Below are 21,516 nucleotides of genomic sequence, written 5' to 3' on the forward strand. Positions count from 1 at the left end.
TCCGCTGGTACAAATCACCGCTGTATGTGACACATGAAGCGGAAAGCATCCTCCCTGGGACGCACACTGCCCTTGGCGGGCAGGACGTGCGGAGGGCGACGCATGGGTACGCGACGGCGGTTTTCCAGACGGGCCGGGTCGGGCGGGCGGAGGGACCGGCGTCCCCGGGGAGCCCGCCCCGAGGCGGCCGGGCTGCCGGAACTGACCACGCACACCTGGCACGCCAAGGACCTGGAACTGGCCGAGACCGGCCTCGTCACGGTGGCGCGGCGGCTCCCGGCGGTGATCGCGCAGGCCACGCGGCTGGCCTGGCGGGCGAGCCCCGCCGACACGGCCGCGACGATCTCGCTCAACCTCCTCGCGGGGGTCTTCACGGCGTTCTGGCTGCTGGCGACGACCGGCGTCCTCACGGCGCTGTTCAGCGCCGGGCCGACGCCCGACCGGGTCCGCGACGCGCTGCCGTCGCTGGCGCTCGTCGCGGGCGCGGTGGCGCTGCGCGCCGGGCTGCAGGCGTGCGCGGGCTGGTCGCAGTCGCGGCTGAACCCGCAGGTCCAGCGGCTCGCCGAGCTGCGGCTGTACGAGGCGACGACGGCGGTGCACCTGGCGGCGCTCGACGACTCCGACTTCCTCGACGAGTTGCAGCGCGCGCAGACGCGCGGCATGACGTCGGCGCCGCGGGTCGTCCAGCAGGCGGTGGACGTGCTCACGGGGACCGTCGGGATGGCCGCGGCCGCGGGGACGCTCGGCGTGCTGCACCCGCTGCTGCTGCCGCTGCTCCTGCTGACGGCGCTCCCGGAGGGCTGGGCGTCCGTGCGCAGCGCCCGGATGCAGTACCTGACGATGCTCTCGCTGGTCGAGGTCGCCCGCCGCAAGTGGATCCTGTCCGACCTGATGGTGCAGCGGGAGCACGCCGCCGAGGTGCGCTCGTTCACCATGCGGCCGTTCCTGCTGGAGCAGTACGACCGGCAGGCCGCCCACCAGCGCGGCGTCGAGCTCGACCTCGCCCGCCGCCAGACCGTCGCGAAGGTCAGCGGGGACGTGCTGAAGGGCATCGCCACGGCGGCCGTCTACATCGCGCTCGGGTTCATGCTGTGGAACGGCGCGGTGCCGCTGGCGGTGGCGGGCACGGCGGTCCTGGCGATCAGGTCGGGCCAGTCGTCCCTGGTCAACCTGGTGTTCGCGGTCAACCAGTGCTACGAGGAGGGCCTGTACTTCGGCGACTACCTGTCGTTCTGCGAGAAGGCCGAGCGGCGGATCCCGCGGCGCGCCCTCCCCGCCGCGCCCGAGGCGCACGGCCGGCTCCCGGACGACTTCGGCCGCATCCGCGTCCGGGACGTCATGTTCACCTACCCGGGCGCGGACGCACCGTCCCTCAACGGCATCTCGCTGGATCTGCGCAGGGGCGAGGTGGTCGCGCTCGTCGGCGAGAACGGCTCCGGCAAGACGACCCTCGCCAAGATCATGGCCGGCCTGTACGACCCGGACGCCGGCGAGGTCGGGTGGGACGACGTGCCGCTGACGAAGGTCCCCCCGCAGGAGGTGTGGGAGCGGATCGCCGTCATCGCCCAGAACTACACGCACTGGCCGATGACCGCCCGGCAGAACATCACCATGGGACGCGGCGGCGAGCACGTCCCCGGCGGTGCCGAGAGCCCGGCGCTGCTCGCGGCCGCCCGCGCCTCCGGGGCCGACGAGGTCGTGGACGGGCTCGCCCGCGGCTACGACACGCTCCTGGACCGCCGGTTCAAGGGCGGCGCCGAGCTGTCGGGCGGGCAGTGGCAGCGGCTCGCGGTCGCGCGCGGCTTCTTCCGCGACGCGCCGCTGCTGATCTGCGACGAGCCGACCGCCGCCCTCGACGCGCGCGCCGAGCACCAGCTGTTCGAGCGGATCCGCACGCACGCCGACGGCCGGACCGTCCTGCTGATCACGCACCGGCTCGCCAGCGTCCGCTACGCCGACCGCATCTACGTCCTGGAGCACGGCAAGGTCATCGAGGAGGGCGACCATGCCGCGCTGATGGCCCGGGGCGGCGTGTACGCCGACCTGTACTCCCTCCAGGCCGCCGCCTACGCCGCCGCGCCCGCGGGCGAGCCGGACGTCTAGATGTAGGGCCCGAAGCCGAAGCCGGGTTCGGGCCGCGGGGCGTCGGGGAGGTCCTCGGCGCGCAGCGTCCCGACCTCGGCCGCCTCGACGCCGTCCGGGTCCTCGTCGTGCTTGGCGGTGATGCGCCGCGCCTGCCGGGAGATCGCCGCCTCCAGCAGGTTGCGGACGAGCCGCGCGTTGCCGAACGAGGAGCCCCGCGGCTGCGCGGCGACCAGCCGGCGCACCCCGTCGAGGATCCCGGGGGCGAGCGCGAACCCCGCCTCCGCCGCCATGAACTCGAAGATCGTGACGAGCTCGTCGTCGGAGTAGTCCGGGAAGTGCAGCACCTTCGGGAACCGGGACTTCAGCCCCGGGTTCGCGTCGAGGAAGCGCTCCATCTCGGCGTCGTACCCGGCGACGATGACGACGAGGTCGCCGCGGTGCTCCTCCATCAGCCGCAGCAGCTCGGCGACCGCCTCGTGGCCGAAGTCGCGCCGGTCGCCGCCCGAGGACGACAGCGTGTACGCCTCGTCGACGAACAGCACGCCGCCGAGGGCGCGCTCGACCGCGCCCCGCACCCGCGGCGCCGTCTGCCCGATGAACTCGGCGACGAGGTCGGCGCGGGTGACCTCCACCAGGTGGCCGGACGACAGCAGCCCGAGCCGCGCGTAGACGGCGGCGACCAGCCGGGCGATCGTCGTCTTGGCCGTGCCGGGGTTGCCCATGAACACCATGTGCCGGGACGGGGCCGCCGGGGACAGCTTGGCGTCGCGCCGCAGCTGCTCGGCGCGGACCTCGGCGACCAGCGAGGACACCTCCCGCTTGATGGCGGCCAGCCCGATCAGCCGGTCGATCTCGGCGAGCGGGTCGCCGGGGACGTCGGCGCGGCCCCGGCTGAGCGTGTCGGGGAGGTCCGCGGGCAGGATCTCGTCCAGCGACTCGGTCTCGTCGACGATGCCGTCGGCGAGGACGCGCCGCCCCTGCAGCGCCACCGCCCGGTCGAGCAGGTTGATCATCGCGCGGGCGTTGCCGAACCCGCGCTCGCGCGGCGCCGCCTCGGCCAGCTCGCGGACCCGGTCCAGCACCCCGGGCGCCAGCTCGAAGCCCGCGTCGGCGGCCTTGGCGGCGAACACCTCGACCAGCTCGTCCTCGGTGAGGTCGGGGAACCGGACGGTGCGGGGGAAGTGCGCGGCCAGGTCGGGGCGCGACTTCAGCAGCCCGTTCAGCTCGGCCTCCGGGCCGGTAAGCACGACGAGGAGGTCCTCGGTGCGCGCCTGGAGGCCGGTGAGGAGGACGTCCAGGACCTCGCGTCCCCGCGCGGCGTCCGCGGCGGCCGAGACCAGGGCGTGCGCGTCGCGGACGACCAGGACGCCGCCGTGTGCCTCCTCCACCGCCCGCCGGACCCGCAGGACGCTCTCGCTGGCGTACTCGCCGAGCAGGTCGGCGCGCTCCACCTCGACGAGGTGGCCGGAGGACAGCACGCCGAGGTCGGCGTAGAGCCGGCCGAGGATGCCCGCGACCTTGCTCTTGCCGGTGCCGGGGTTCCCGATGAACACCAGGTGCCGGGGCAGGTCCCTGGCCTTCATGCCCGCCTCGCGGCGCAGCCGGGCCGCCTTCGCCTCGGCGACCAGCGCGTCCACCTCGCGTTTCGCGGGCTCGATCCCCGCGCAGGCGGCCAGTTCGGCGAGCGGGTCGGTGTCGGCGGAGCGGCCCGGGATGAGCCGGTGCGGCAGGTCCGCCGCCGTGACCTCCGGCGGGCCGGCGGGCGCCGCGCCCTCCTCCCCCGCGGCCTCCTCCTCAGCACGCAGGGCCGCGGCCGCGACGGCCTGCCCGGCCATGTGCTCCACCAGCCGCGCGCCGCGCAGGTTCAGCAGCGGCGGGGTGCGCGACAGCATGCCCGCGGCGGCCTCGGCGGTCTCGGGCGCGACGCGGGCGCCGCGCCGCGCGACCGCCAGCGTGAACAGCTCGGCGAAGTCGTCCTCGCCGAAGTCGCGGGTGCGGGCCACGTCGAAGGCCCGGACGAGCGCCGGGTTGGCGTCGAACAGCCGCCGGTCGCCGCCGGGGCGGCACAGCGCGACGACGCCGAGGGACGGCGAGCGGGCCATCAGGCGCCGCAGCTCCTCCACGGCGGCGGCGCCGCAGCGCTCGTGCGCGGCGAGCTTCTCCAGGTCGTCCACCACCAGGAGCATCCGCCCCTCCAGGCAGTCGCGGACGCGTGCCTGCAGCCACAGGACGGCGTCGCTGACCCCCAGCGACGCGAAGACCTGGTCGGAGATCCACAGCGCCTCGCGGACCGCTCCGCCCTCGGCCAGCCGGCGCTCCACCACCTCGGCGGCGGTGCCCTTCCCGGTCCCCTCCGGGCCGGAGATCAGCAGGCGGACGGCTCGTTTCCCCGCCAGCCGGGCCTGGACCGCGTCCTCCAGGACCCGCGACAGCTCCGGCTGCCCGACCAGCGGGTCCGGCGCGGACCCGGCGCGGCGGGGCCGGCCGGCCCCGGTGCCCTCGCGCTCCCCGCCGCCCAGCGAGGCGCCGAGCGTGTTGAGGACCCGCCGCGCGGTGAACAGCCGCCGCAGGTCGGCGTGGAACGCACGCACGGGCACCCGGCAGCGCGGGCTGGCCGGGGAGTCCGGAAGCCCCTGCACCGAGCCCGTGATGCGCACCGCCATGTCCAGCCACGCACGGGCGGCGTCGGCCTCGCCGGCGACCAGGCCCCGGGCCAGCCACGCCCGCACGTCCTGCTGCCACGCATCCGTGGCGAAGCCGTCGCGGGCCGCGCGGAACCGCTCCTCCAGGTTCTCGTAGCGCGCCGTGCCGAGCACGACGGCCAGTTCCGCCGGGACGACCGAGGCGTCGGCCGCGAGCAGCAGCCGGGCCAGGGAGACGTCGGGCTCGTCCCCGTCCGCGACGGCCCCCGCCAAGCGCTCGTGGGCGGCGTCCAGGCCCGCGCACGCCCACCCCAGGTAGCCGACGGGCCCCGCCAGCTCGGGCAGGACGGCCAGCTCCTCATCGGTCAGCCCGGACGTCCACGACTCCTCCAGGCTCCCGTTGGGGACGGTCATGTCCTGTTCGCGCAGCTCCGGGTCGGCGGCGCGCCGGTCGAACAGCTCCATCAGCGCCCGCCGGCGCCGCTCCACCGGTTCCAGCCCCTCGAAGACGTCCAGGCCCGCCCGCGCCAGCTCGAACATCACCGCGCGGCGCTCCCGGTCGTTCCCGGCCGGTTCGGGAAGCCACAGGCCCGGCGGGCGCCACCGCCCGCCCTGCGTGAACCAGGCCAGCGGGTCCCGGACGGCGGTCTCCGACTTCGCGAGGAACGCCGACAGCAGCTCGTAGTCCACGTCGCCGCGCGACCCGCCCCGGACGGCCGACGCGCCGAGCAGGAACGTCAGCAGCGACCACTGCTCCGCGCCCGCCGCGCTCGTGTCACCGCCGTAGAAGTCGCTGAGCTGCCTGGTCAGCACCACCGCGCGCGGGTCCCGGTTGTACTCCGCGGCGCGTTCGCGCATCTCCTCGTACAGCCCGTCGGGCACGCGCCATGGACCGTGCGCGTACACGTCCAGGACGGGCTCCTCGGTGAGCAGCACTTCGAGATGGTCCGGCAGCCGGGGGGAACTCACCTGGGGGTCCTTCTCCTACACAGCGGATCGGGCACTGTCCGACAGCACCCTACGGCCGGGGACCACCGCGCACACCCCCGTCGCGCGCCGGGTTGGCAGGGGGCGCGCCGTCCGCGATAGTTGTCGCGTGGAAATGATTCGCTCGACGAACTTGCATGAACCCGAGGAAGTCCCCGCGTGCCGCTCCTGGAGATGACCACGCGGCCGCACGCCGGGGGTACCGTCGTGCGGCTGCGCGGAGACCTCGACATCGCCTCCTCGGAGGACCTGCGCACGTACCTGGACGACGCACGCCGCGAACACGGCGAGCGCCTCGTCCTCGACCTCGCCGGCCTGGAGTACATGGACTCCGGCGGCCTCTCGGTCATCGTGTCCTGCTTCAAGGCCGTCACGGCCGCGGGCGGCAGCCTCACGCTCGCCGCGCCCCGCCCGCTCATCCGCCGCACCCTCGTGGTCACCGGACTGCACCGCCGGATCCCGGTGGCCGACACGCTGGAGGACGCCATCGGCGGGCCCGGCCCCGGCTGATCCGCGCGCGGCCTCCTCGCGCACGGCTAGGTGTTCGAGGCCTCGTCCTCCCGGAGGGCGAGGTCGCCGCTCCACGCCACGGGGGCGGGCAGCTTGGGGCCCCGGCCGTCCCCGGTGGAGCGGCCGGTGGCGCGGCGCCCGATCCACGGCAGCAGGTAGGTGCGGGCCCAGCGGACGTCCTCCCGCCGCGAGGTCAGCCAGTCGGCGCGCTCCAGCGGCGGCCAGGGCTCGCGCCAGTCCCCGCCGGTGGGCATTCCGATCACCTCGGCGACGTACAGGGCCATGCGGCGGTGCCCCTCGGGCGAGAGGTGCAGGCGGTCCTCGTACCAGGCGCGCGGGTCGTCGAAGACGCGCAGCGGCCACAGGTCGACGACCGTGCAGCCGCGGCGGTCGGCGATGGCGCGCAGGTGCATGTTGTAGGTGGCGGCCCTGCCGCGGATACGGCCGCCGCTGCGCAGGCCCCGGGTGTCGAAGCCGGTGAAGACGACGACGCGGGAGCCGGTGGCGCGCAGCCGGCGGACGGCGTCGTCGAAGACCACCGCGAGCGCGTCGGGGTCGGCCCCGGGGCGGATCATGTCGTTGCCGCCCGCGCACAGGGTGATGAGGTCCGGGGCGAGGCCGACGGCGTGCGGGACCTGGTCGTCCACGATCTGCCGCAGGACCTTGCCGCGGACCGCGAGGTTGGCGTACCGCAGACCCGGGTTCCGCGCGGCGAGGAGTTCCGCCAGCCGGTCGGCCCAGCCGCGGAAGCGGTCCTCCTCGCCGGGGTAGGGGTCGTTGAGACCCTCGGTGAAGCTGTCCCCGAGGGCCACGTACGTCTGGATCGGCTCCAATTCGCTCATCGCAATCCCCATCACCGGTTCATGGTCGATCACGTAGAGAATGATGCATACTGCACACGACCTACGCGACCGTAGCCCCGGCCGGTTCTCCGATGGCGCCGGTGTCCGCCGGTGTCCGCGCCCGGCGTCAGGTCCAGCTGGGCGACGCGGTGCCCACCTGCCCGCCGGACGCGGCGGGCGGCACGGACGCCCCCGCCGGCGGCGAGGCGTGCATCGACATCGCGTGCTGGACGAGCGTGATCAGCACCTGCTTGGTGGACTCGCGGCTCCGCGCGTCGCACTGGACGATCGGCACGTGCGCGCTTATCGACAGCGCGTCGCGGATGTCCTCGACCGCGTACTGGAACTCGCCGTGGAACCCGTTGACGCCCACCACGAACGGCAGGCCGAGCTCCTCGAAGTAGTCCACCGCGGCGAAGCAGTCCTCCAGCCGGCGGGTGTCGACCAGCACCACGGCGCCGATGGCGCCGCGGACGAGGTCGTCCCACATGAACCAGAAGCGGTGCTGCCCGGGCGTGCCGAACAGGTAGAGGATCAGCTCGCTGTCGAGCGACACGCGCCCGAAGTCCATCGCGACCGTGGTGGTCGTCTTGTCCGGCACGGCCGACAGGTCGTCCACGTCGGCGCTTGCCGCGGTCATCACCGCCTCGGTGGTGAGCGGCATGATCTCCGAGACCGACCCGACGAAGGTGGTCTTGCCGACACCGAACCCGCCGCCGACGACGATCTTGACCGAGGTCAGCTCGGCCTCTCCGCCGTGCGACCCCGGGACCGGAACCTGGTCAGAGCTTCCGAAGGCCACTGAGCACCCTTTCTAGCAAGCGGAGGTCCGGCTGTCCGCCGGTGGTCGTGGCGGGCTGGGACTGGTGCAGCCGCAGCAGCCCCTCGACGGCCATGTCGGCGACGAGCACCCGCGCGACGCCGAGCGGCAGGCGCAGCAGGGCCGAGACCTCGGCCACCGAGCGGGCCGACCGGCACAGGTCCATGATCGCCCGGTACTCCGGGGTCAGCACGGCCACGTCCCGCGGCGGGTAGGGCGCCGCGGTGACCAGCGCCTCGATGGCGAGATCGTAGCGCGGCTTGGTGCGCCCCCCGGTCACGGCGTACGGGCGCACCAGCGAGCTGTTCTCGCTCTCCGCCCGTTCGGGGGGGCGTCCCGGCGCGGGCGCCCGCCCGTGGTCACCCGGCCAGCGCCCGGGAACCCCGGGACTGCCTCCGAAGCTGCCTCGATCCATGTCGCCGACCTCCGTCAGAGTCAGTCACGGTCAATAGCGGGCGGGGCCGGCGCCCATCTCCGTCACCGGAGGACCCGAGTACGGAGGCTGTCCCTGCTCCTGCGCGCGCAGCGCGGGCGAGAGAACCCGGCCCACGCGCTCGACCAGCAGCGTCATCTCGTACGCGACGAGTCCGAGGTCGCAGTCCGGCGCCGCCAGCACCGCGAACACCGACCCGTTCGTGATGGACATCACGAACAGCAGGCCGCGGTCCATCTCGACGACGGTCTGGTTCACCCCGCCCGCGTCGAAGATCTTCGCCGCGCCCTGGGTCAGGCTCATCAACCCCGAGGCGATCGCCGAGAGCTGGTCCGCACGCTCGGGCGGGAAGCCCGACGAGTAGGCCATCGGCAATCCGTCCGAGGAGACCACGACGGCGTGCGCGACCTTCGCGACACGGTCCGCGAAGTTCGTCACCAACCAGTTGAGATCCTGCCCGCTCACCGGGTGCCTCCTGTCTCGCCGTCACCCTGTGACGGCGCCTCACCTGACGTGCCTGCGCCGCGGGCCTCGTGGCGTCCCCGATGGACACCTCGCTGGAGGCTCGCGAAGCGGTTGCGTACGACGTCGGCCGTCTGGCCGTATCCCTGCCCGTCCGGCGCCGGCCCGCCGGGCGCCTGCCGGCCCGGCGCGGCCTGCCCCTGACCGGGGCTCTGCGGCACCGCCTGGCCCGCAGCCGATCCGGCTCCGGCCTGCGCGTTCCCGGCCGGCGCGGCCGCGCGGCCCACCGCCCCGGGGACCCGGTTCTTGCCCGGCACCCGCTTCGGCAGCCCGACGTTGGTACGCGTCGTCGCGACGGGCTCGCGGGCGGCCTCGGCGGCGCGGAAGCCCGCGTCCGCCGGGGACTCCCAGCCCCGCGCGGGGTCCTCCCCCGAGTTGTCTCCCGACCTTCGCATGAACCACTCCGATTGCATCGCGTCGAAGATGGGCGAACGCTCGGGCACCCGCGGTGGCGCCTGCTGCTCGGGCGGCGCCTGCACCGGCGGTGCCTGGGGCGCCCGCACGGACGGTTCGGAGACGGGCGGGTCCTGGAACGACTCCGCCGCCGGCCGCGGCATCCCGCCCGTGTCCCACTGGGACGTGCGCCGCCGCATCCCGGGACCGGTCTGCGAGGCGTCGCCGTAGGGGGCCTGCGGCCCCTGCCCGGAGTCTCCGCCCACCTGCTCCAGCGGCCCGGTCTCCCAGGGGATCTGCCGCGGGCCCCCCGGCTCGGGCACCATCGGCTGGGCCTCGGGGACGACGGACTGGGGCCCGCCCTGCGCACCGGCCTGGCCATAGGCGCCGTTGGCGGCGCCGGCGGCGCCGGCAGCGCCGTCCTGCCGCTCGCTGCGCGGCTGGAACAGGCCGTTGGGGCCGTCGTCGACCGGGCGTCCCGGCATGTGCGCGCCGGGGCGGCGGATGGGCAGCTCGCCCGGGCGGCGCGGCGGCTGCCGGTCGCCGGGCTGGTACGGGTCGTCGGCGGGCCGTCCCTGGTCGCCGGGCGACACGGTGGGCAGCGGCCCGGTGCTGGGGAACGAGCCGGGCCCGCCGCCGGCGGCGGGGATCGGACCCGTCTCGTTCATGGCCGGCTGGGGCCCGGTCGCGCCGCGCAGGGAGCGCAGCGGGCCGGTGCCGCCGACCATCGGGTGCGACCCGGTCCCGTAGTCGTCCTGGGCGAACCCGCCGGAGCCGATGGCGGGCGGCTCGGCGCTGCTGGTCAGCGCGGCGAGCTGCTGGCCGTCGCTCTCCCGGCCGTTGAAGCCGCCGCGGCCGCCGAACCCGCCGGACTCGCCGGGGGTGATCACCGCGTCGGGCAGCACCACGAACGCGGTGAGGCCGCCGCCCTGCGCGGCGCGCAGCTCCACGCGGATCCCGTGCCGGACGGCCAGGCGGCCGACCACGAACAGGCCCATGCGGCGGGCCGCGGAGAAGTCGATGACGGGCGGGTTCGCGAGCCGCCAGTTGGCCTGCTCCAGCTCCTCGGCCGACATGCCCACGCCGTTGTCGGTGATCTGCAGCATGGCGCCGCCGCCGCTCAGCATCTGCCCGGAGACGGTGACCTTGGTGTGGTCGGCGGAGAAGACCGTGGCGTTCTCCACCAGCTCGGCCAGCAGGTGGACGAGGTCGTTGACGACGGGGCCGGCGACGGTCATGTCGCCCTGAACCCGGAGCGCGACGCGTTCGTACTGCTCAACCTCGGACAGCGAGGCGCGGACGACGTCGATCAGCGGAACCGGCTGGTTCCACCGGCGCACCTGGTCCTGGCCGCCGAGGACGAGGAGGTTCTCATTGTTGCGGCGCATGCGGGTCGCCAGGTGGTCCAGCCGGAACAGGTTCCCGAGCTGCTCCTCGTCGCGCTCGCTCTGCTCCAGCTCCTCGATCAGCTTCAGCTGGCGCTCGATCAGCGACTGGCTGCGGCGCGAGAGGTTGACGAACATCGCGTTGATGTTGCCGCGCAGGACCGCCTCGTCGGCCGCCAGCCGGACCGCCTCGCGGTGGACCTCGTCGAACGCCCGCGCGACCTGGCCGATCTCGTCGGTGGAGTCGATCTCGATGGGTTCGACCTCAATGCCGCCCGCGGCGGCCTCCGGATCGCGCAGCCGGTCGACCAGGCCCGGCAGCCGGGTGCCGGCCACCTCCAGCGCGCCGGACTGCAGCCGGCGCAGCGGGCGCACCAGCGAGCGGGCCACCAGGATGACGGTCGCCAGGACGATCGCGAGGACGAGGAACAGCAGCGCCCCGTCCCGGATCGCGTCGGTCTGCGCGCTGGACTGGGCGTCGTCGGCCCCGGCGGCGAGATCCGAGGCGATCTTCTGCTCGACGGTGCGCAGCTTGTCGATGCGCACGGTGGAGTCGGACGTCCAGCTGTTCGCGACGCGGCTGCCGAGCCGGACCTGCAGCTCCTGGTTGCTGTCGGCGACCGCGAGGGCCCGCAGCCGGGTGATCTCCGCGCGGTCCAGCTCGGGGCCGGTGACGGTGTCCTCGAAGAGCTGGAGCTGCGTCACGGTGGCCGAGCTGCGGAACGCCTCGATGCTGGTGTTCAGGTCGGCGCGGGCGTCGTCGACCGAGGCGCGGTCGATCGGGAGGAACTGCCCCTCCCAGAGGGCCGCGGCGACGAGGGCGCGCTCCCGGGACGCGGCGTCCTTGGCGCTCGCCAGGTCGGCGAGGGCCAGCGCGCCCTGCGCCAGCTCGGGCGTCGGGGCGTCCTGGGAGACCAGCAGGTGGTATCCGCTGAAGTCGTCGACGAACTCGCCGTACTTGTCGATGATCGGACCCGGTGCCAGGCTCGCGGACAGGGCCCGCAGCGCCGGCAGGTCGTTCACCCGGTCGAGGACGTTCCCGAGCGCCAGATCCAGCCCGGGTGCGTTGACCTCCAGGCCCTGGGCCGCGGCCTGCACCTTGCGGGCGGCGGCGTCCACGCCCGCCTGGCGCTGTTTCAGCTCCTCGTCGCTGATGGCGCGCGCGCCGCCCGCGGCCCGGCTCGCCATGGCGTCGCGCTCGTTCTCCACCTCGTGCGCGAGCGCAGTCAGTTCCTTACCGAGCGTAGCCATCTGGCCGGTCCGGCGGTAGGCGTCGGCGTCCTCCATGGACACCTGGACGCGGAAGCCCGCAAGGAGTGCGGCCACGATCGTGGGCACCGCGATGAGGGCGAAGAGGCGCGTCCGCACGCGCCAGTTGCGCAGCTTGAACCGGCCTCCCAGGAAGCCTCGCTTGGGGGCGTCTTCGCTGGCAGACAGGCCTGGCTGAGGGGACTGCGGGGCCATCTCGGCCCCTTCGGCTTTCCGCACTGCCCTCCGCTACCTCTCAATGGGTCGATCGCTCGCGGCGCACAGTGACCCTGACCGAGATCCGGGTCGTGTCACCTGCCCGCACCACTGTGGGCAAGCGCCGAACATTGCAACACAGAGCAACCATCATGGCCAACCCGAATGATCACACAGGTCTAGACTTGTGATGTAGGAGACGTAAATGTCACAGCTTGCTCATGTGTGTTCACATAAGTGCACGTAAAGCTGGCATCTCCCCCATAGCGCGCCCGTGGTGCGCTACGCTCCCGGCTCGTTGAAAGATCGACTTTCAGCCAGCTTCCCCCGCAAATGGAGCATTGATCATGTCTGCTTCCCACCGCCGCACCTTCCTCGGCGGCGCACTGGCCATCGCGCTCGGGCTCACCGTCGTCGCCTGCGGCGACTCCGACGAGGGATCCTCGGCCAACGGCCTGGAGAAGACCGATATCACCCTCGGCACCATGACCGTCGCCGACACCGCCCCCGTGCAGATCGCCATCGACAAGGGCCTGTTCAAGGCCGAGGGCCTGAACGTCAAGACGCAGGTGATCCAGGGCGGCGCCGCCGGCATCCCGCTGCTCAAGAGCGGCCGCCTGGACTTCAGCTTCGGCAACTACGTCTCGCTGCTGACCGCCGGCGTCAAGGACCCGGGCTTCAAGCCCAAGATCGTCGCCGAGGGATTCCAGAGCGCCTCGAAGACCCACACCCTGATGGTCCGCAAGGACTCCCCGTACCGCACGATCAAGGACCTCGAGGGCAAGAAGATCGGCGTCAACACGCGCCGCAACATCAGCACGCTGCTGGTCCGCGCCGCCGGCAAGCCGCAGGGCGTCGAGTTCGACGAGGACAAGAACTTCGTCGAGGTCCCCCCGCCCGCCATGGAGCAGGCTCTGAAGTCCAAGAGCGTCGAGGCCGTCCAGGCGATCGAGCCGTTCGGCACCCAGATGCAGAAGACGCTGGGCGCCCGCATGGTCTCCGACCTGTCCAGCGGCCCCACCGCCGACTTCCCGATCGCCGGCTACGCCGCCACCGAGAAGTTCATCCAGGAGCACCCGAAGACGACCGCCGCGTTCCAGCGCGCGCTGCAGAAGGCCCAGGGCATGGCGGCCGACCGTAAGCTCGTGCAGGACACCCTGCCGACCTACGCCAAGGGCATCAACGAAGAGGTCGCCTCGACCATGAGCTACGGCACGTTCCCGACCACGCTGAACGCCACCAGGCTCCAGCGCGTGGCGGACGTGATGCTCCAGTTCGGCTACGTCGAAGAGAAGATCGACGTGAAGCAGTTCATCGCCGAATCCGCCGCATGAGTTTTCGCCGCATCGTCTTCGGCGCCGCCGGGGTGGCCGGTGCGGTCGCACTCCTCGAGGTCGTGAGCCGTACCGGCCTCGTGGACGCGTCCGCCCTCCCCCCGGCGACGACCGTTCTGGGGGAGGCCGCGAAGCTCGCCGTCGACGGGAAGTTCCTCGCCGACGTCGCGGCGACGCTTCAGGCGTGGTTCGGCGGGCTCGCGCTGGCGGTGCTCGTGGCGGTCCCGCTGGGCGTCCTGCTCGGCTCGGTACCGCTGCTGGGCACCGCCGCCCGCGCGCTCGTCGAACTCATGCGGCCCATTCCCTCGGTCGCGCTGATCCCGCTCGCCATCATCCTGTTCGCGGACCCGACGCAGATGAAGATGTCGCTGATCTTCTACGCGTGCCTGTGGCCGATCCTCATCAACACCCTGTACGCGCTCCGCGACGTCGACCCGGTCGCGAAGGACAGCCTGCGCAGCTTCGGGTTCGGGACGCCGTCGGTGCTGTGGCGCGTCTCGCTGCCGAGCGCCGCGCCGTTCATCACCACCGGCGTCCGCATCGCCGCCTCCGTCGCCCTCATCGTCGTGGTCAGCACCGAGCTGCTGGCCGGCGGGATCAACGGCGTCGGCATCTACCTCAGCTCCACGCAGGCCGGCGGCGGCCGCACGGACCTGCTCCTGGCCGGAGCGGTCTGGGCCGGTGTCCTCGGGCTGCTGGCAAACCTGGCCCTGCTCGGGCTGGAACGGGTCGCGTTCCGGTGGCACTCCGCGAAGGTGGAGGCGATCGCATGAGGATCCTCAAGGCGCTCCGCGGATTCGTCGAGCGCGCCTGGCTCGTCGCCCTGGTCTTCGTGCTGTGGGAGGTCGTCACCCGGGCGGTGAACGAGACCTACTTCCCGCCGCCGACCCGGATCGCCCAGGCGCTGCACGAGCTGTGGTTCTCCGGGCCCGCGTCCAGCCTGTTCCTCACGGAGAACGCCACGGACGACTTCTCCACCAGCCTCACCCACCTGTTCATCGGGTGGGGCGCGGCGGGCGCCGCCGGCGTCGTGCTGGGCGCGGCGATCGGACGGTCGCAGGTCCTCTACGACATGGCGAGCCCGGTGCTGGAGTTCCTGCGCGCGGTGCCGCCGCCGACGCTGCTGCCGTTCTTCATCATCGTGTTCCAGCTCGGCTCCACCATGCAGATCGTCACGATCGCGTTCGGCGTGGTGTGGCCGGTGCTGCTCAACACATGCGACGGTGTCCGCACCGTGGAGTCCCTGCAGCTGGAGACGGCCAGGGTGTTCGGCGTCGGCCGGTTCCGCCGGCTGGTGACCATCATCCTCCCCGGAGCGGCGCCGAAGATCTTCGCGGGGCTGCGGGTCGCGCTGTCGTTCGCGCTGATCCTCATGGTCATCTCCGAGCTGTTCGGCAGCACCGCGGGCATCGGCTCCGAGCTCCTCGGCGCCCAGCGCTCGTTCGAGCTGCCCCGGATGTGGGCCGGCATCGTCATGCTGGGCATCCTCGGCTTCGTGTTCAACGCCGTGTTCATGCTCCTGGAGCGCCGCCTGCTGGCCTGGCACATCGGTGCGCAGCGGCTCGCGACTTGACCGACGCCCCCACGCTGACGACCCTCATGACGTACACACAGAAAAGGTGGCCGTGATGCTTCAGATAACCGGCCTCACCCACTCCTACGGAGGAGACGGGCTCAAGGTACTCGACGGCCTCGACCTCACCGTCCCGGACGGGCAGCTGGTCAGCATCGTCGGGCCGTCCGGCTGCGGCAAGTCGACGCTGCTGCGCTGCATCGCCGGGCTGATCCAGCCGACCGGCGGGCGGCTGACCCTGGACGGCAGGCCGATCAACGGCGTGCCCGACGACCTCGCGGTCGTGTTCCAGGACTACAGCCGCTCGCTGTTCCCCTGGCTGAGCGTCCGCGACAACGTGGCGCTGCCGCTGCGCCGGCGCGGGAAGTCGCGCTCGGAGCGGCGGGCCGCCGCGGAGGAGGCCCTGGAGTCGGTGGGCCTCCACGACGCGGGGCGCAAGTACCCGTGGCAGCTGTCCGGCGGCATGCAGCAGCGCGTGTCGATCGCGCGGGCGCTGGCCTACCGCCCGTCGCTGCTGCTGATGGACGAGCCGTTCGGCTCCGTGGACGCGCAGACCCGGGAGGACCTGGAGGACCTCGTCCTCCAGGTGCACCGCACGGAGAAGATGACGATCCTGCTGGTCACCCACGACATCGACGAGAGCGTCTACGTCGGTGACCGGGTCGTCGTCCTGAACCGCTCGCCCGCCCGGGTGCACGCCGACCTGCCCGTCGGGCTGCCGTCCGTCCGCGACCAGATCGACACCCGCGGGCTGCCGGAGTTCGTCCAGCTGCGGGCCGAGGTCGGGCGGCTGGTCCGCGGCGGCGCGCGGGTGCCGGGCGCGGCCCCCGTCGGCGCGCAGCCGGCCGGGGTGGCGGAGGCCAAGGGCGCCGGCGCGAAACCGGCTCCCTGACGGACGGCTCACACCGCACGAACCGCCGCCGCGCGCGGCGGCGGAGGAACGAGACCGGGGCGGACGGGGCCGCCATCGCATCGGCCCCGCCTGCCCGCACAAGGGGAGGGCGATTCATGCGCGTACTCATCGTGGGTGCGGGGATCGGCGGGCTCACCACCGCCCTGAGCCTGCACGAGGCCGGCGTCGAGGCGCTCGTCGTCGACTCCGCCGTCCGGCTGCGGCCGCTCGGCGTCGGCATCAACCTGCTCCCGCACGCCGTCCGGGAGCTCACCGAGCTGGGTCTCGGCGACGACCTCGCCGAGACCGGCGTCCCCACGGCCGAGACGGTGCACTTCGACCGGTACGGCGGCCGGATCTGGGCCGAGCCGCGAGGACGTGCGCTCGGCTACCGCTGGCCGCAGTACTCCATCCACCGCGGCGAACTGCAGATGATGCTGCTGGACGCCGTCCTGGCGCGGCTCGGCGAGAGCGCCGTCCGCACCGGGACCGTGTTCGAGGGCTTCGAGCAGGACGGGGAGAGCGTGCGGGCGCGGCTGCGCGACCGCGCGTCCGGCACCGCCGACACCGTCACCGCCGACGTCCTGATCGGCGCGGACGGCCTGCACTCCGCGGTCCGGGCCCAGCTGAACCCGGGCGAGAAGGCGCCGCTGTGGAACGGGATCAGGATGTGGCGCGGCGTCACCGAGGGCGAGCCGTTCCTCACCGGGCGGACGCTGGCCATCGCGGGCAGCAACGCCGCGTCCAAGATGGTCGTCTACCCGATCTCCATGCGCGCCGAGCGCCGGGGCAGTGCGCTGCTGAACTGGGTGGCCGAGGTCAGGCTCACGGACGACCAGCTGGAGGAGACCGCGGACTGGAACCGGACGGGCCGCCTGGAGGACGTGCTCCCCCACTTCGCCGACTGGAAGTTCGACTGGCTCGACATCCCGGCGATGCTGTCCGGCTCGGCGGAGATCCTCGAGTACCCGATGGTCGACCGCGATCCCCTGGACCGCTGGACGTCCGGCCGGGTGACCCTGCTCGGCGACGCCGCCCACCCGATGTACCCGATCGGGTCGAACGGCGGGTCCCAGGCCGTGCTGGACGCCCGCGTCCTGGCGCACGAGCTGGTCCGGGCCGCCGACCCCGCCGAGGGCCTGCTCGCCTACGAGCGGGAGCGCCGCGAAACGGTCAACGCCATCGTGCTGGCCTGCCGCGACATGCCCGCCGACCGGATCCTGCAGACGGTCAGCGAGCGCGCACCGCGCGGTTTCAAGGCCATCGAGGACGTCCTGGCGCCGAACGAGCTGGAGACCATCAGCGGCGCCTACCGGCTGACGTCCTTCGACGACGTCGACGCCCTCAACACCCGCGCGTCCTACACGATCGCCGGCTGAGCGCGCGCCGGACGCTCGGGTCACTTGGCGTCGGCGTAGCGGTCCACGACCGCGATCCCCATGGGGAACACGACGGGGGTGTCGCCGAAGAGGAGCCGCCGCGCCTCCTCGGCCGAGGCGCGGACGGCGGCGGCGACGTCCGCGGCCAGCTCCGCCGGGGTGTGCACGATGACCTCGTCGTGCTGGAAGAACACCAGGCGGGGGCCGGAGCCGAGGGCGGTGAGGCGGCGGCGCAGTGAGGCGAGCAGGGCGAGCGCCCAGTCGGCGGCGGTCGCCTGGACGACGAAGTTGCGGGTGAAGCGGCCCCGGCTGCGCAGCGCCTGCGCGGCCGGGCTCCGCCGCTCGGCGAGCGGGCCGTCGTCGCCCGCGGCGGTCAGCTCGCGCCAGCCGGCCGACGGCGGCGGGCAGGTGCGCCCCAGCCGGGACCGGACGAGCCGCCCGCGCTCCCCGGCCCGCGCGGCGGTCTCGACGTACTCGAACGCGTCGGGGAACCGGTTCCGCAGGACGGCGAGGAGCCGCACGGCCTCGCCCGTCCCGCCGCCGTACATGGCGGACAGCAGCGCGAGCTTGGCCTTGTCGCGCGCGCTCATGCCGTCCTCCACCGCCGCCGGCTCGGCGTCGAAGGCGCCGGAGAGGGCCGCGTAGAGGTCGCCGTGGGCGGCGGCCTCGGCGAACGCGCGGTCGCCCGCGAGGGCCGCCAGCACCCGGGGTTCGAGCTGGGCCGCGTCCGCGACGACGAGCGACCAGCCGGGATCGGCGACGACGGCCCTGCGCAGGACGCGCGGGATCTGCAGGGCGCCCCCGCCGCTCGTCGCCCACCGGCCCGACACCACCCCGCCGGCCACGTACTCGGGGCGGAACCGTCCACCGCTCACCCAGGTGTCCAGCCAGGCCCAGCCGTGCGCGGTGTGCAGGCGCGCGAGCTCCTTGTACTCCAGCAGCAGCGGCACCGCGGGATGGTCGACGCCCTTCAGCACGTGCGCGCGCGTCGAGGGGATCGGATGCCCGGCCGACGCGAACGCCTTGAGGAGCTGCGCCGGGGAGTCGGGGTTGACGTGCGTGCGCGGGCCGAACGCGGCGCTGATGCGGTCGGCGAGGTCCTGGAGCCTGCGGGGACGCAGGCCGCCGGAGGGCCGCGGCCCGAGCAGTTCGGTGAGCAGCGCGTTGTGCTCGGCCGCCGACCAGGGCAGCCCGTCGTGCCCCATCTCGGCCGCGGCCAGCGCCCCGGCCGACTCCGCCGCCGCGAGCAGCGCGAACCGCCCGCCGGCCCCCGGCCCGTCGTTCAGCCCGGCGACGGCGCGCTGCTGCTCGGCGTGCACGGCGACGACCTGCTCGATGTCGTCGGCGGGCTCGTCCCTCTCATCGTCGTCGAAGAGCGACGCCTGCGCCGGCTTCTCCCGCGGCGGTGCGTCCGCGGGCACCGGCTCCCCGCGCGAGCGCGCCCACGCCGCCCGCACCGAGCGCGGCTCCCCGTACCGTCCGGCGTGGCCGAGCAGAAGGCTCTCGACCAGTTCCAGGTCGTGGCAGCGCCCCACCCGCACGCCCGCGTCCAGCAGCCGGGGGTAGAGCCCGGCGGTGGACGGCCACACCCATCGCGGCGACTCGGCCCGCTCCCGCTCGCCGATGGCCGCGACGAGGTCGGGGACGTGCTGGACGGGCCCCGCGGGCGTCCCGTCCTCGGCGAGGGGCCGGAGCGCTCCCCCGCCGCGCGCCCCCACCGCCACAGCGACCTTCACGGGCTCATTCTGGCGCGCGCCACCGACACGGCGCGCATGCGAAGACCCCTCCGCGACGGGTGGGGCGGAGGGGTCCTCTGGGATCTTCAGCGGGGGGCCAGGGCCGTAGCCCCTGGGGTCGATCCCGGTGGATCAGGCGGCGAGGATCAGGCGACGAGCGACACCTGCTGGCCGGGCGGGGTGGCGCCGTAGCGGTCGACGACCTTGTTGAGCTGGATCTGGTAGTAGAGGACTCCGAAGCCGAAGATGCCGAGCAGGAACCCGATGCCGCCGCTGCAGCTCGCGGGGAGGCCGGCGGCGCGCTGCGCGGCGGCGATGCGCCCGCCGAGCTTGACGAACACGACCAGCGGCCAGATGCCGAGCGTGACCGCGCCGAAGAGCATCGACAGCAGCGCGTTGACCGAGGAGTCGCCGATGCGCCGGTCGTACGCGTGCAGCTCGCTGTGGACCTTGTAGAACCACACGAGCCCGTAGATGCCGAAGGTGATGAGCGGCAGGCCGAGCCAGGCGCCGACGGGGTTGCGGCGCTTCATGTTGGACCCGGCGCCCACGGCGACGGGTGCCTGCTGCTGCTGGTGGACGGGCGCGTGACCGCCCTGGTGGACCTGCTGCTGGTAGTACTGGCCCTGACCCTGCTGTGGGTAACTCATTGGTGCTCTTCCTGTGGGACGCGGTCTTTTCCGGCCGACCGCTGTTACCGTTCACCCGTCTGACGAGCCACGACTGTAACGGGCCGCCAGCCCCTCGTGCTGCCGGAACGCCACCTTCGCCAGCGTTTCGGGTGATTCTCCAAACCGCGGGTCAGCGCAAGGGGATGACGACCTCGTCCTCACACGGCGGGTTGGTCTCCTGGTCGCCGCAGCCGGTGGCGGCGTGGCAGCGGATCCTCAACTGCGACTCGGTCACGTCCACGCGCAGGAAGCTCTTGAAGAACGGCGGGTCGTCCCAGTCGGCCAGTTCCGAGCGGAAGCGCTGCGGCAGCTTGTGCACGGGGGCCCGGAGGAAGCGCGGGCGGTGCCGGCCGCCGCGCGGGACGCCCAGGAGCGCCGCGACGAAGCGGGCGCGCAGGGACGGACCGGGGCCGTCGTATCCGCGGGCCGGCCGGATGCCGAGCCTGCGCCGGACGGCGGCCGTGGCCTCCTCCGGGGTCAGCTCGAAGAGCTTCGGCAGCCGCAGCCAGCGGCCGTACAGCTTGCTGTAGCGGGACAGGGAGTCGCCGCGCAGCGGGTAGCAGCGGAACCGGTCCTCCTCGACCACGCGGGTCCGCGGGATCGTGTGGGTGGCGTGCATGAACGCGCCCCCGCCGCCGGAGACGACGTACTGGATCGTCCGCCCGTCGCCGGTCTCGATCGGGTAGCGCTGGTAGTTGTGGATGTCGCCGCCGATCGCGGCCACGTAGTTGTGGGCCGGGTCCCGGACGATCTCGTCCACGGTCCCGCCGCCCTCGATCTTCCCCGGCCGGTGTTCGTCGTCCACGTACAGCGGTTTTCCGGTCACGAGCAGCTTGGGTTTCGGACCAGCGGAGACCTCCCGCAGCCAGCGGCCCTGGCCGCGGTCGATCGTGCCCGTGATGCCGGTGTCGACGCCGATGACGCGCAGCGACGGCGTGTCGATCGCCCAGTACGGGCCCGGCTGGACGGACCGCTGGCCAGGCGCGCCCCGGTACCGGCGGCGGGCCTCCTCCAGCGCGGCGGCGTCCACCTCGCCCGGCGAGCGCCACAGCAGGCGGGGCAGGAAGGAGAGCGGGCCGCGCCACGGCGGCGGGGAGCAGTCCGTGTCCAGGTCGCAGAAGACGTGCAGGAAGCCGCGCAGGCCGTCGTACCAGTCGTGGTTGCCGGGGATGGCGTAGATGGGGGCCGGATAGTCCTTGTAGGGGCGGAAGAACTTGCCCGGGTACTGGTCCGCGTCGCCCGCCGGGTAGATCACGTCGCTGGCGATGATCATGAAGTCGGTGCCGGCGGCGGCGTTCAGCAGCGGCGGTACGACGGCGTACTGCGACCGGTCGCCCTCGCCGGTGTCGCCGAGCAGGGCGAACGAGAACTCGGGCTCGGCGCGGTGGACGGTGAACGCGGCCGGCGTGCCCCGCTCGCGCAGCGCGGCGACGCAGCGGCGGCGGATCGCGTTCGAGGGATCGCCGAACAGGTGCGCCACCACGTCGTTCCGGGAGCGCCACAGCACCCTGGGGCGGCGCCAGGAGAAGTCGGGGACGCGCTCGGGCAGCAGGTCGCGGAACGTGCCGGGTTTCTGGCAGACCCATCCGGCGCCCGCCTCTGAGGTGCGCGAGTTGTCGGGGTACTCCTCGGCACTCACAGGGGACGCCTCCGGGGGTGAGCCGTTCCGTCCGGCGCGTGTCCGCGCGCAGGCTCCGGGCAGCCTGCCGTGGCGAAAGGCTCGGGTAGGGGTCCGCACAGCCTGGCCGGAGGCGATCTCGGCCGTCAAGCGACTTGCCGGAGCCCGGCGTGTGATCTTCGCGGGCGCGGGGCTTCGGCGGGGAGTGCGTGTGCGTGGTGGACGCCGAC

The 21,516-nt window shown here is 73.5% G+C and carries 16 protein-coding genes; 7 read left to right on the forward strand and 9 right to left on the reverse strand.

The annotated features are described in order from the left end of the window. The first annotated feature begins 102 nt into the window (after positions 1 to 102). A complete protein-coding gene (locus IEZ03_RS01285; RefSeq protein WP_184882883.1) occupies positions 103 to 2,103 on the forward strand; it encodes an ABC transporter ATP-binding protein in 2,001 nt (666 codons plus the stop codon). On the opposite strand, the gene IEZ03_RS01290 is transcribed toward IEZ03_RS01285, so the two are convergent. Continuing rightward, positions 2,100 to 5,696: an AAA family ATPase gene (locus IEZ03_RS01290; RefSeq protein ID WP_184882881.1), complete on the reverse strand. Its 3,597-nt coding sequence runs from the start codon at positions 5,694 to 5,696 to the stop codon at positions 2,100 to 2,102. The two genes, IEZ03_RS01285 and IEZ03_RS01290, sit on opposite strands and share 4 nt — an antisense overlap. 177 nt (positions 5,697 to 5,873) lie before the next feature. Here IEZ03_RS01290 and IEZ03_RS01295 point away from each other — a divergent pair, with 177 nt between their 5' ends. Further along, positions 5,874 to 6,224: an STAS domain-containing protein gene (locus tag IEZ03_RS01295; RefSeq protein ID WP_184882880.1), complete on the forward strand. Its 351-nt coding sequence runs from the start codon at positions 5,874 to 5,876 to the stop codon at positions 6,222 to 6,224. Positions 6,225 to 6,250: 26 nt separating this feature from the next. On the opposite strand, the gene IEZ03_RS01300 is transcribed toward IEZ03_RS01295, so the two are convergent. From IEZ03_RS01300 to IEZ03_RS01320, 5 genes are all read right to left on the reverse strand, one after another. Beyond that, the gene (locus tag IEZ03_RS01300) at positions 6,251 to 7,066 is read right to left on the reverse strand and encodes an SGNH/GDSL hydrolase family protein (RefSeq protein WP_184882879.1); all 816 of its coding nucleotides are present in this window, start codon (positions 7,064 to 7,066) and stop codon (positions 6,251 to 6,253) included. Between the two features lie 127 nt (positions 7,067 to 7,193). After that, positions 7,194 to 7,808 carry a GTP-binding protein gene (locus tag IEZ03_RS01305; protein WP_184890505.1) on the reverse strand — a complete coding sequence of 205 codons (615 nt, stop codon included), beginning with the start codon at positions 7,806 to 7,808 and terminating at the stop codon, positions 7,194 to 7,196. Positions 7,809 to 7,848: 40 nt separating this feature from the next. After that, positions 7,849 to 8,301, reverse strand: a complete 453-nt coding sequence (locus IEZ03_RS01310) for a DUF742 domain-containing protein (RefSeq protein WP_184882877.1) — start codon at positions 8,299 to 8,301, stop codon at positions 7,849 to 7,851. A gap of 30 nt (positions 8,302 to 8,331) precedes the next feature. Continuing rightward, the gene (locus IEZ03_RS01315; protein WP_132046885.1) at positions 8,332 to 8,784 is read right to left on the reverse strand and encodes a roadblock/LC7 domain-containing protein; all 453 of its coding nucleotides are present in this window, start codon (positions 8,782 to 8,784) and stop codon (positions 8,332 to 8,334) included. Then, entirely contained in the window at positions 8,781 to 11,987 is a 3,207-nt protein-coding gene (locus IEZ03_RS01320; RefSeq protein ID WP_184882869.1) for a sensor histidine kinase, read from the reverse strand. The genes IEZ03_RS01315 and IEZ03_RS01320 overlap by 4 nt, the downstream gene beginning before the upstream one ends. A gap of 443 nt (positions 11,988 to 12,430) precedes the next feature. Between IEZ03_RS01320 and IEZ03_RS01325 the strand changes: the two genes are divergently transcribed. The 5 genes from IEZ03_RS01325 to IEZ03_RS01345 all read left to right on the forward strand — a co-directional run bounded on the left by IEZ03_RS01325 (position 12,431) and on the right by IEZ03_RS01345 (position 17,261). After that, positions 12,431 to 13,417 carry an ABC transporter substrate-binding protein gene (locus IEZ03_RS01325; protein WP_132046881.1) on the forward strand — a complete coding sequence of 329 codons (987 nt, stop codon included), beginning with the start codon at positions 12,431 to 12,433 and terminating at the stop codon, positions 13,415 to 13,417. Then, entirely contained in the window at positions 13,414 to 14,190 is a 777-nt protein-coding gene (locus tag IEZ03_RS01330) for an ABC transporter permease (RefSeq protein WP_184882868.1), read from the forward strand. Before IEZ03_RS01325 ends, IEZ03_RS01330 begins: the two co-directional genes overlap by 4 nt. Further along, on the forward strand, positions 14,187 to 14,990 hold the full coding sequence (locus tag IEZ03_RS01335; RefSeq protein WP_184882867.1) for an ABC transporter permease: 804 nt from the start codon (positions 14,187 to 14,189) through the stop codon (positions 14,988 to 14,990). The genes IEZ03_RS01330 and IEZ03_RS01335 overlap by 4 nt, the downstream gene beginning before the upstream one ends. Before the next feature lie 55 nt (positions 14,991 to 15,045). Continuing rightward, positions 15,046 to 15,882: an ABC transporter ATP-binding protein gene (locus tag IEZ03_RS01340; RefSeq protein ID WP_184882865.1), complete on the forward strand. Its 837-nt coding sequence runs from the start codon at positions 15,046 to 15,048 to the stop codon at positions 15,880 to 15,882. Positions 15,883 to 15,998: 116 nt separating this feature from the next. Next, a complete protein-coding gene (locus tag IEZ03_RS01345; RefSeq protein WP_184882863.1) occupies positions 15,999 to 17,261 on the forward strand; it encodes a flavin-dependent oxidoreductase in 1,263 nt (420 codons plus the stop codon). A 20-nt stretch (positions 17,262 to 17,281) separates the two neighbouring features. Here IEZ03_RS01345 and IEZ03_RS01350 read toward each other — a convergent pair whose 3' ends face one another. From IEZ03_RS01350 to IEZ03_RS01360, 3 genes are all read right to left on the reverse strand, one after another. Next, positions 17,282 to 18,997: a bifunctional 3'-5' exonuclease/DNA polymerase gene (locus IEZ03_RS01350; protein ID WP_184882861.1), complete on the reverse strand. Its 1,716-nt coding sequence runs from the start codon at positions 18,995 to 18,997 to the stop codon at positions 17,282 to 17,284. A 146-nt stretch (positions 18,998 to 19,143) separates the two neighbouring features. Continuing rightward, positions 19,144 to 19,647 carry a DUF4234 domain-containing protein gene (locus IEZ03_RS01355; RefSeq protein WP_184882860.1) on the reverse strand — a complete coding sequence of 168 codons (504 nt, stop codon included), beginning with the start codon at positions 19,645 to 19,647 and terminating at the stop codon, positions 19,144 to 19,146. 151 nt (positions 19,648 to 19,798) lie between these two features. After that, positions 19,799 to 21,307: a metallophosphoesterase family protein gene (locus IEZ03_RS01360; protein WP_229807910.1), complete on the reverse strand. Its 1,509-nt coding sequence runs from the start codon at positions 21,305 to 21,307 to the stop codon at positions 19,799 to 19,801. Between the last annotated feature and the right edge of the window lie 209 nt (positions 21,308 to 21,516).

The organism is Actinomadura livida (genome assembly GCF_014648675.1).
GTDB lineage: Bacteria > Actinomycetota > Actinomycetes > Streptosporangiales > Streptosporangiaceae > Spirillospora > Spirillospora livida.

What these genes read in the sequence shown, in the direction of transcription:
- IEZ03_RS01285 (WP_184882883.1), top strand. Translation starts at nt 103, where the DNA reads ATGGGTACGCGACGGCGGTTTTCCAGACGGGCCGGGTCGGGCGGGCGG.
- IEZ03_RS01300 (WP_184882879.1), bottom strand. Translation starts at nt 7,066, where the DNA reads ATGAGCGAATTGGAGCCGATCCAGACGTACGTGGCCCTCGGGGACAGC.
- IEZ03_RS01310 (WP_184882877.1), bottom strand. Translation starts at nt 8,301, where the DNA reads ATGGATCGAGGCAGCTTCGGAGGCAGTCCCGGGGTTCCCGGGCGCTGG.
- IEZ03_RS01325 (WP_132046881.1), top strand. Translation starts at nt 12,431, where the DNA reads ATGTCTGCTTCCCACCGCCGCACCTTCCTCGGCGGCGCACTGGCCATC.
- IEZ03_RS01330 (WP_184882868.1), top strand. Translation starts at nt 13,414, where the DNA reads ATGAGTTTTCGCCGCATCGTCTTCGGCGCCGCCGGGGTGGCCGGTGCG.
- IEZ03_RS01335 (WP_184882867.1), top strand. Translation starts at nt 14,187, where the DNA reads ATGAGGATCCTCAAGGCGCTCCGCGGATTCGTCGAGCGCGCCTGGCTC.
- IEZ03_RS01340 (WP_184882865.1), top strand. Translation starts at nt 15,046, where the DNA reads ATGCTTCAGATAACCGGCCTCACCCACTCCTACGGAGGAGACGGGCTC.
- IEZ03_RS01345 (WP_184882863.1), top strand. Translation starts at nt 15,999, where the DNA reads ATGCGCGTACTCATCGTGGGTGCGGGGATCGGCGGGCTCACCACCGCC.
- IEZ03_RS01355 (WP_184882860.1), bottom strand. Translation starts at nt 19,647, where the DNA reads ATGAGTTACCCACAGCAGGGTCAGGGCCAGTACTACCAGCAGCAGGTC.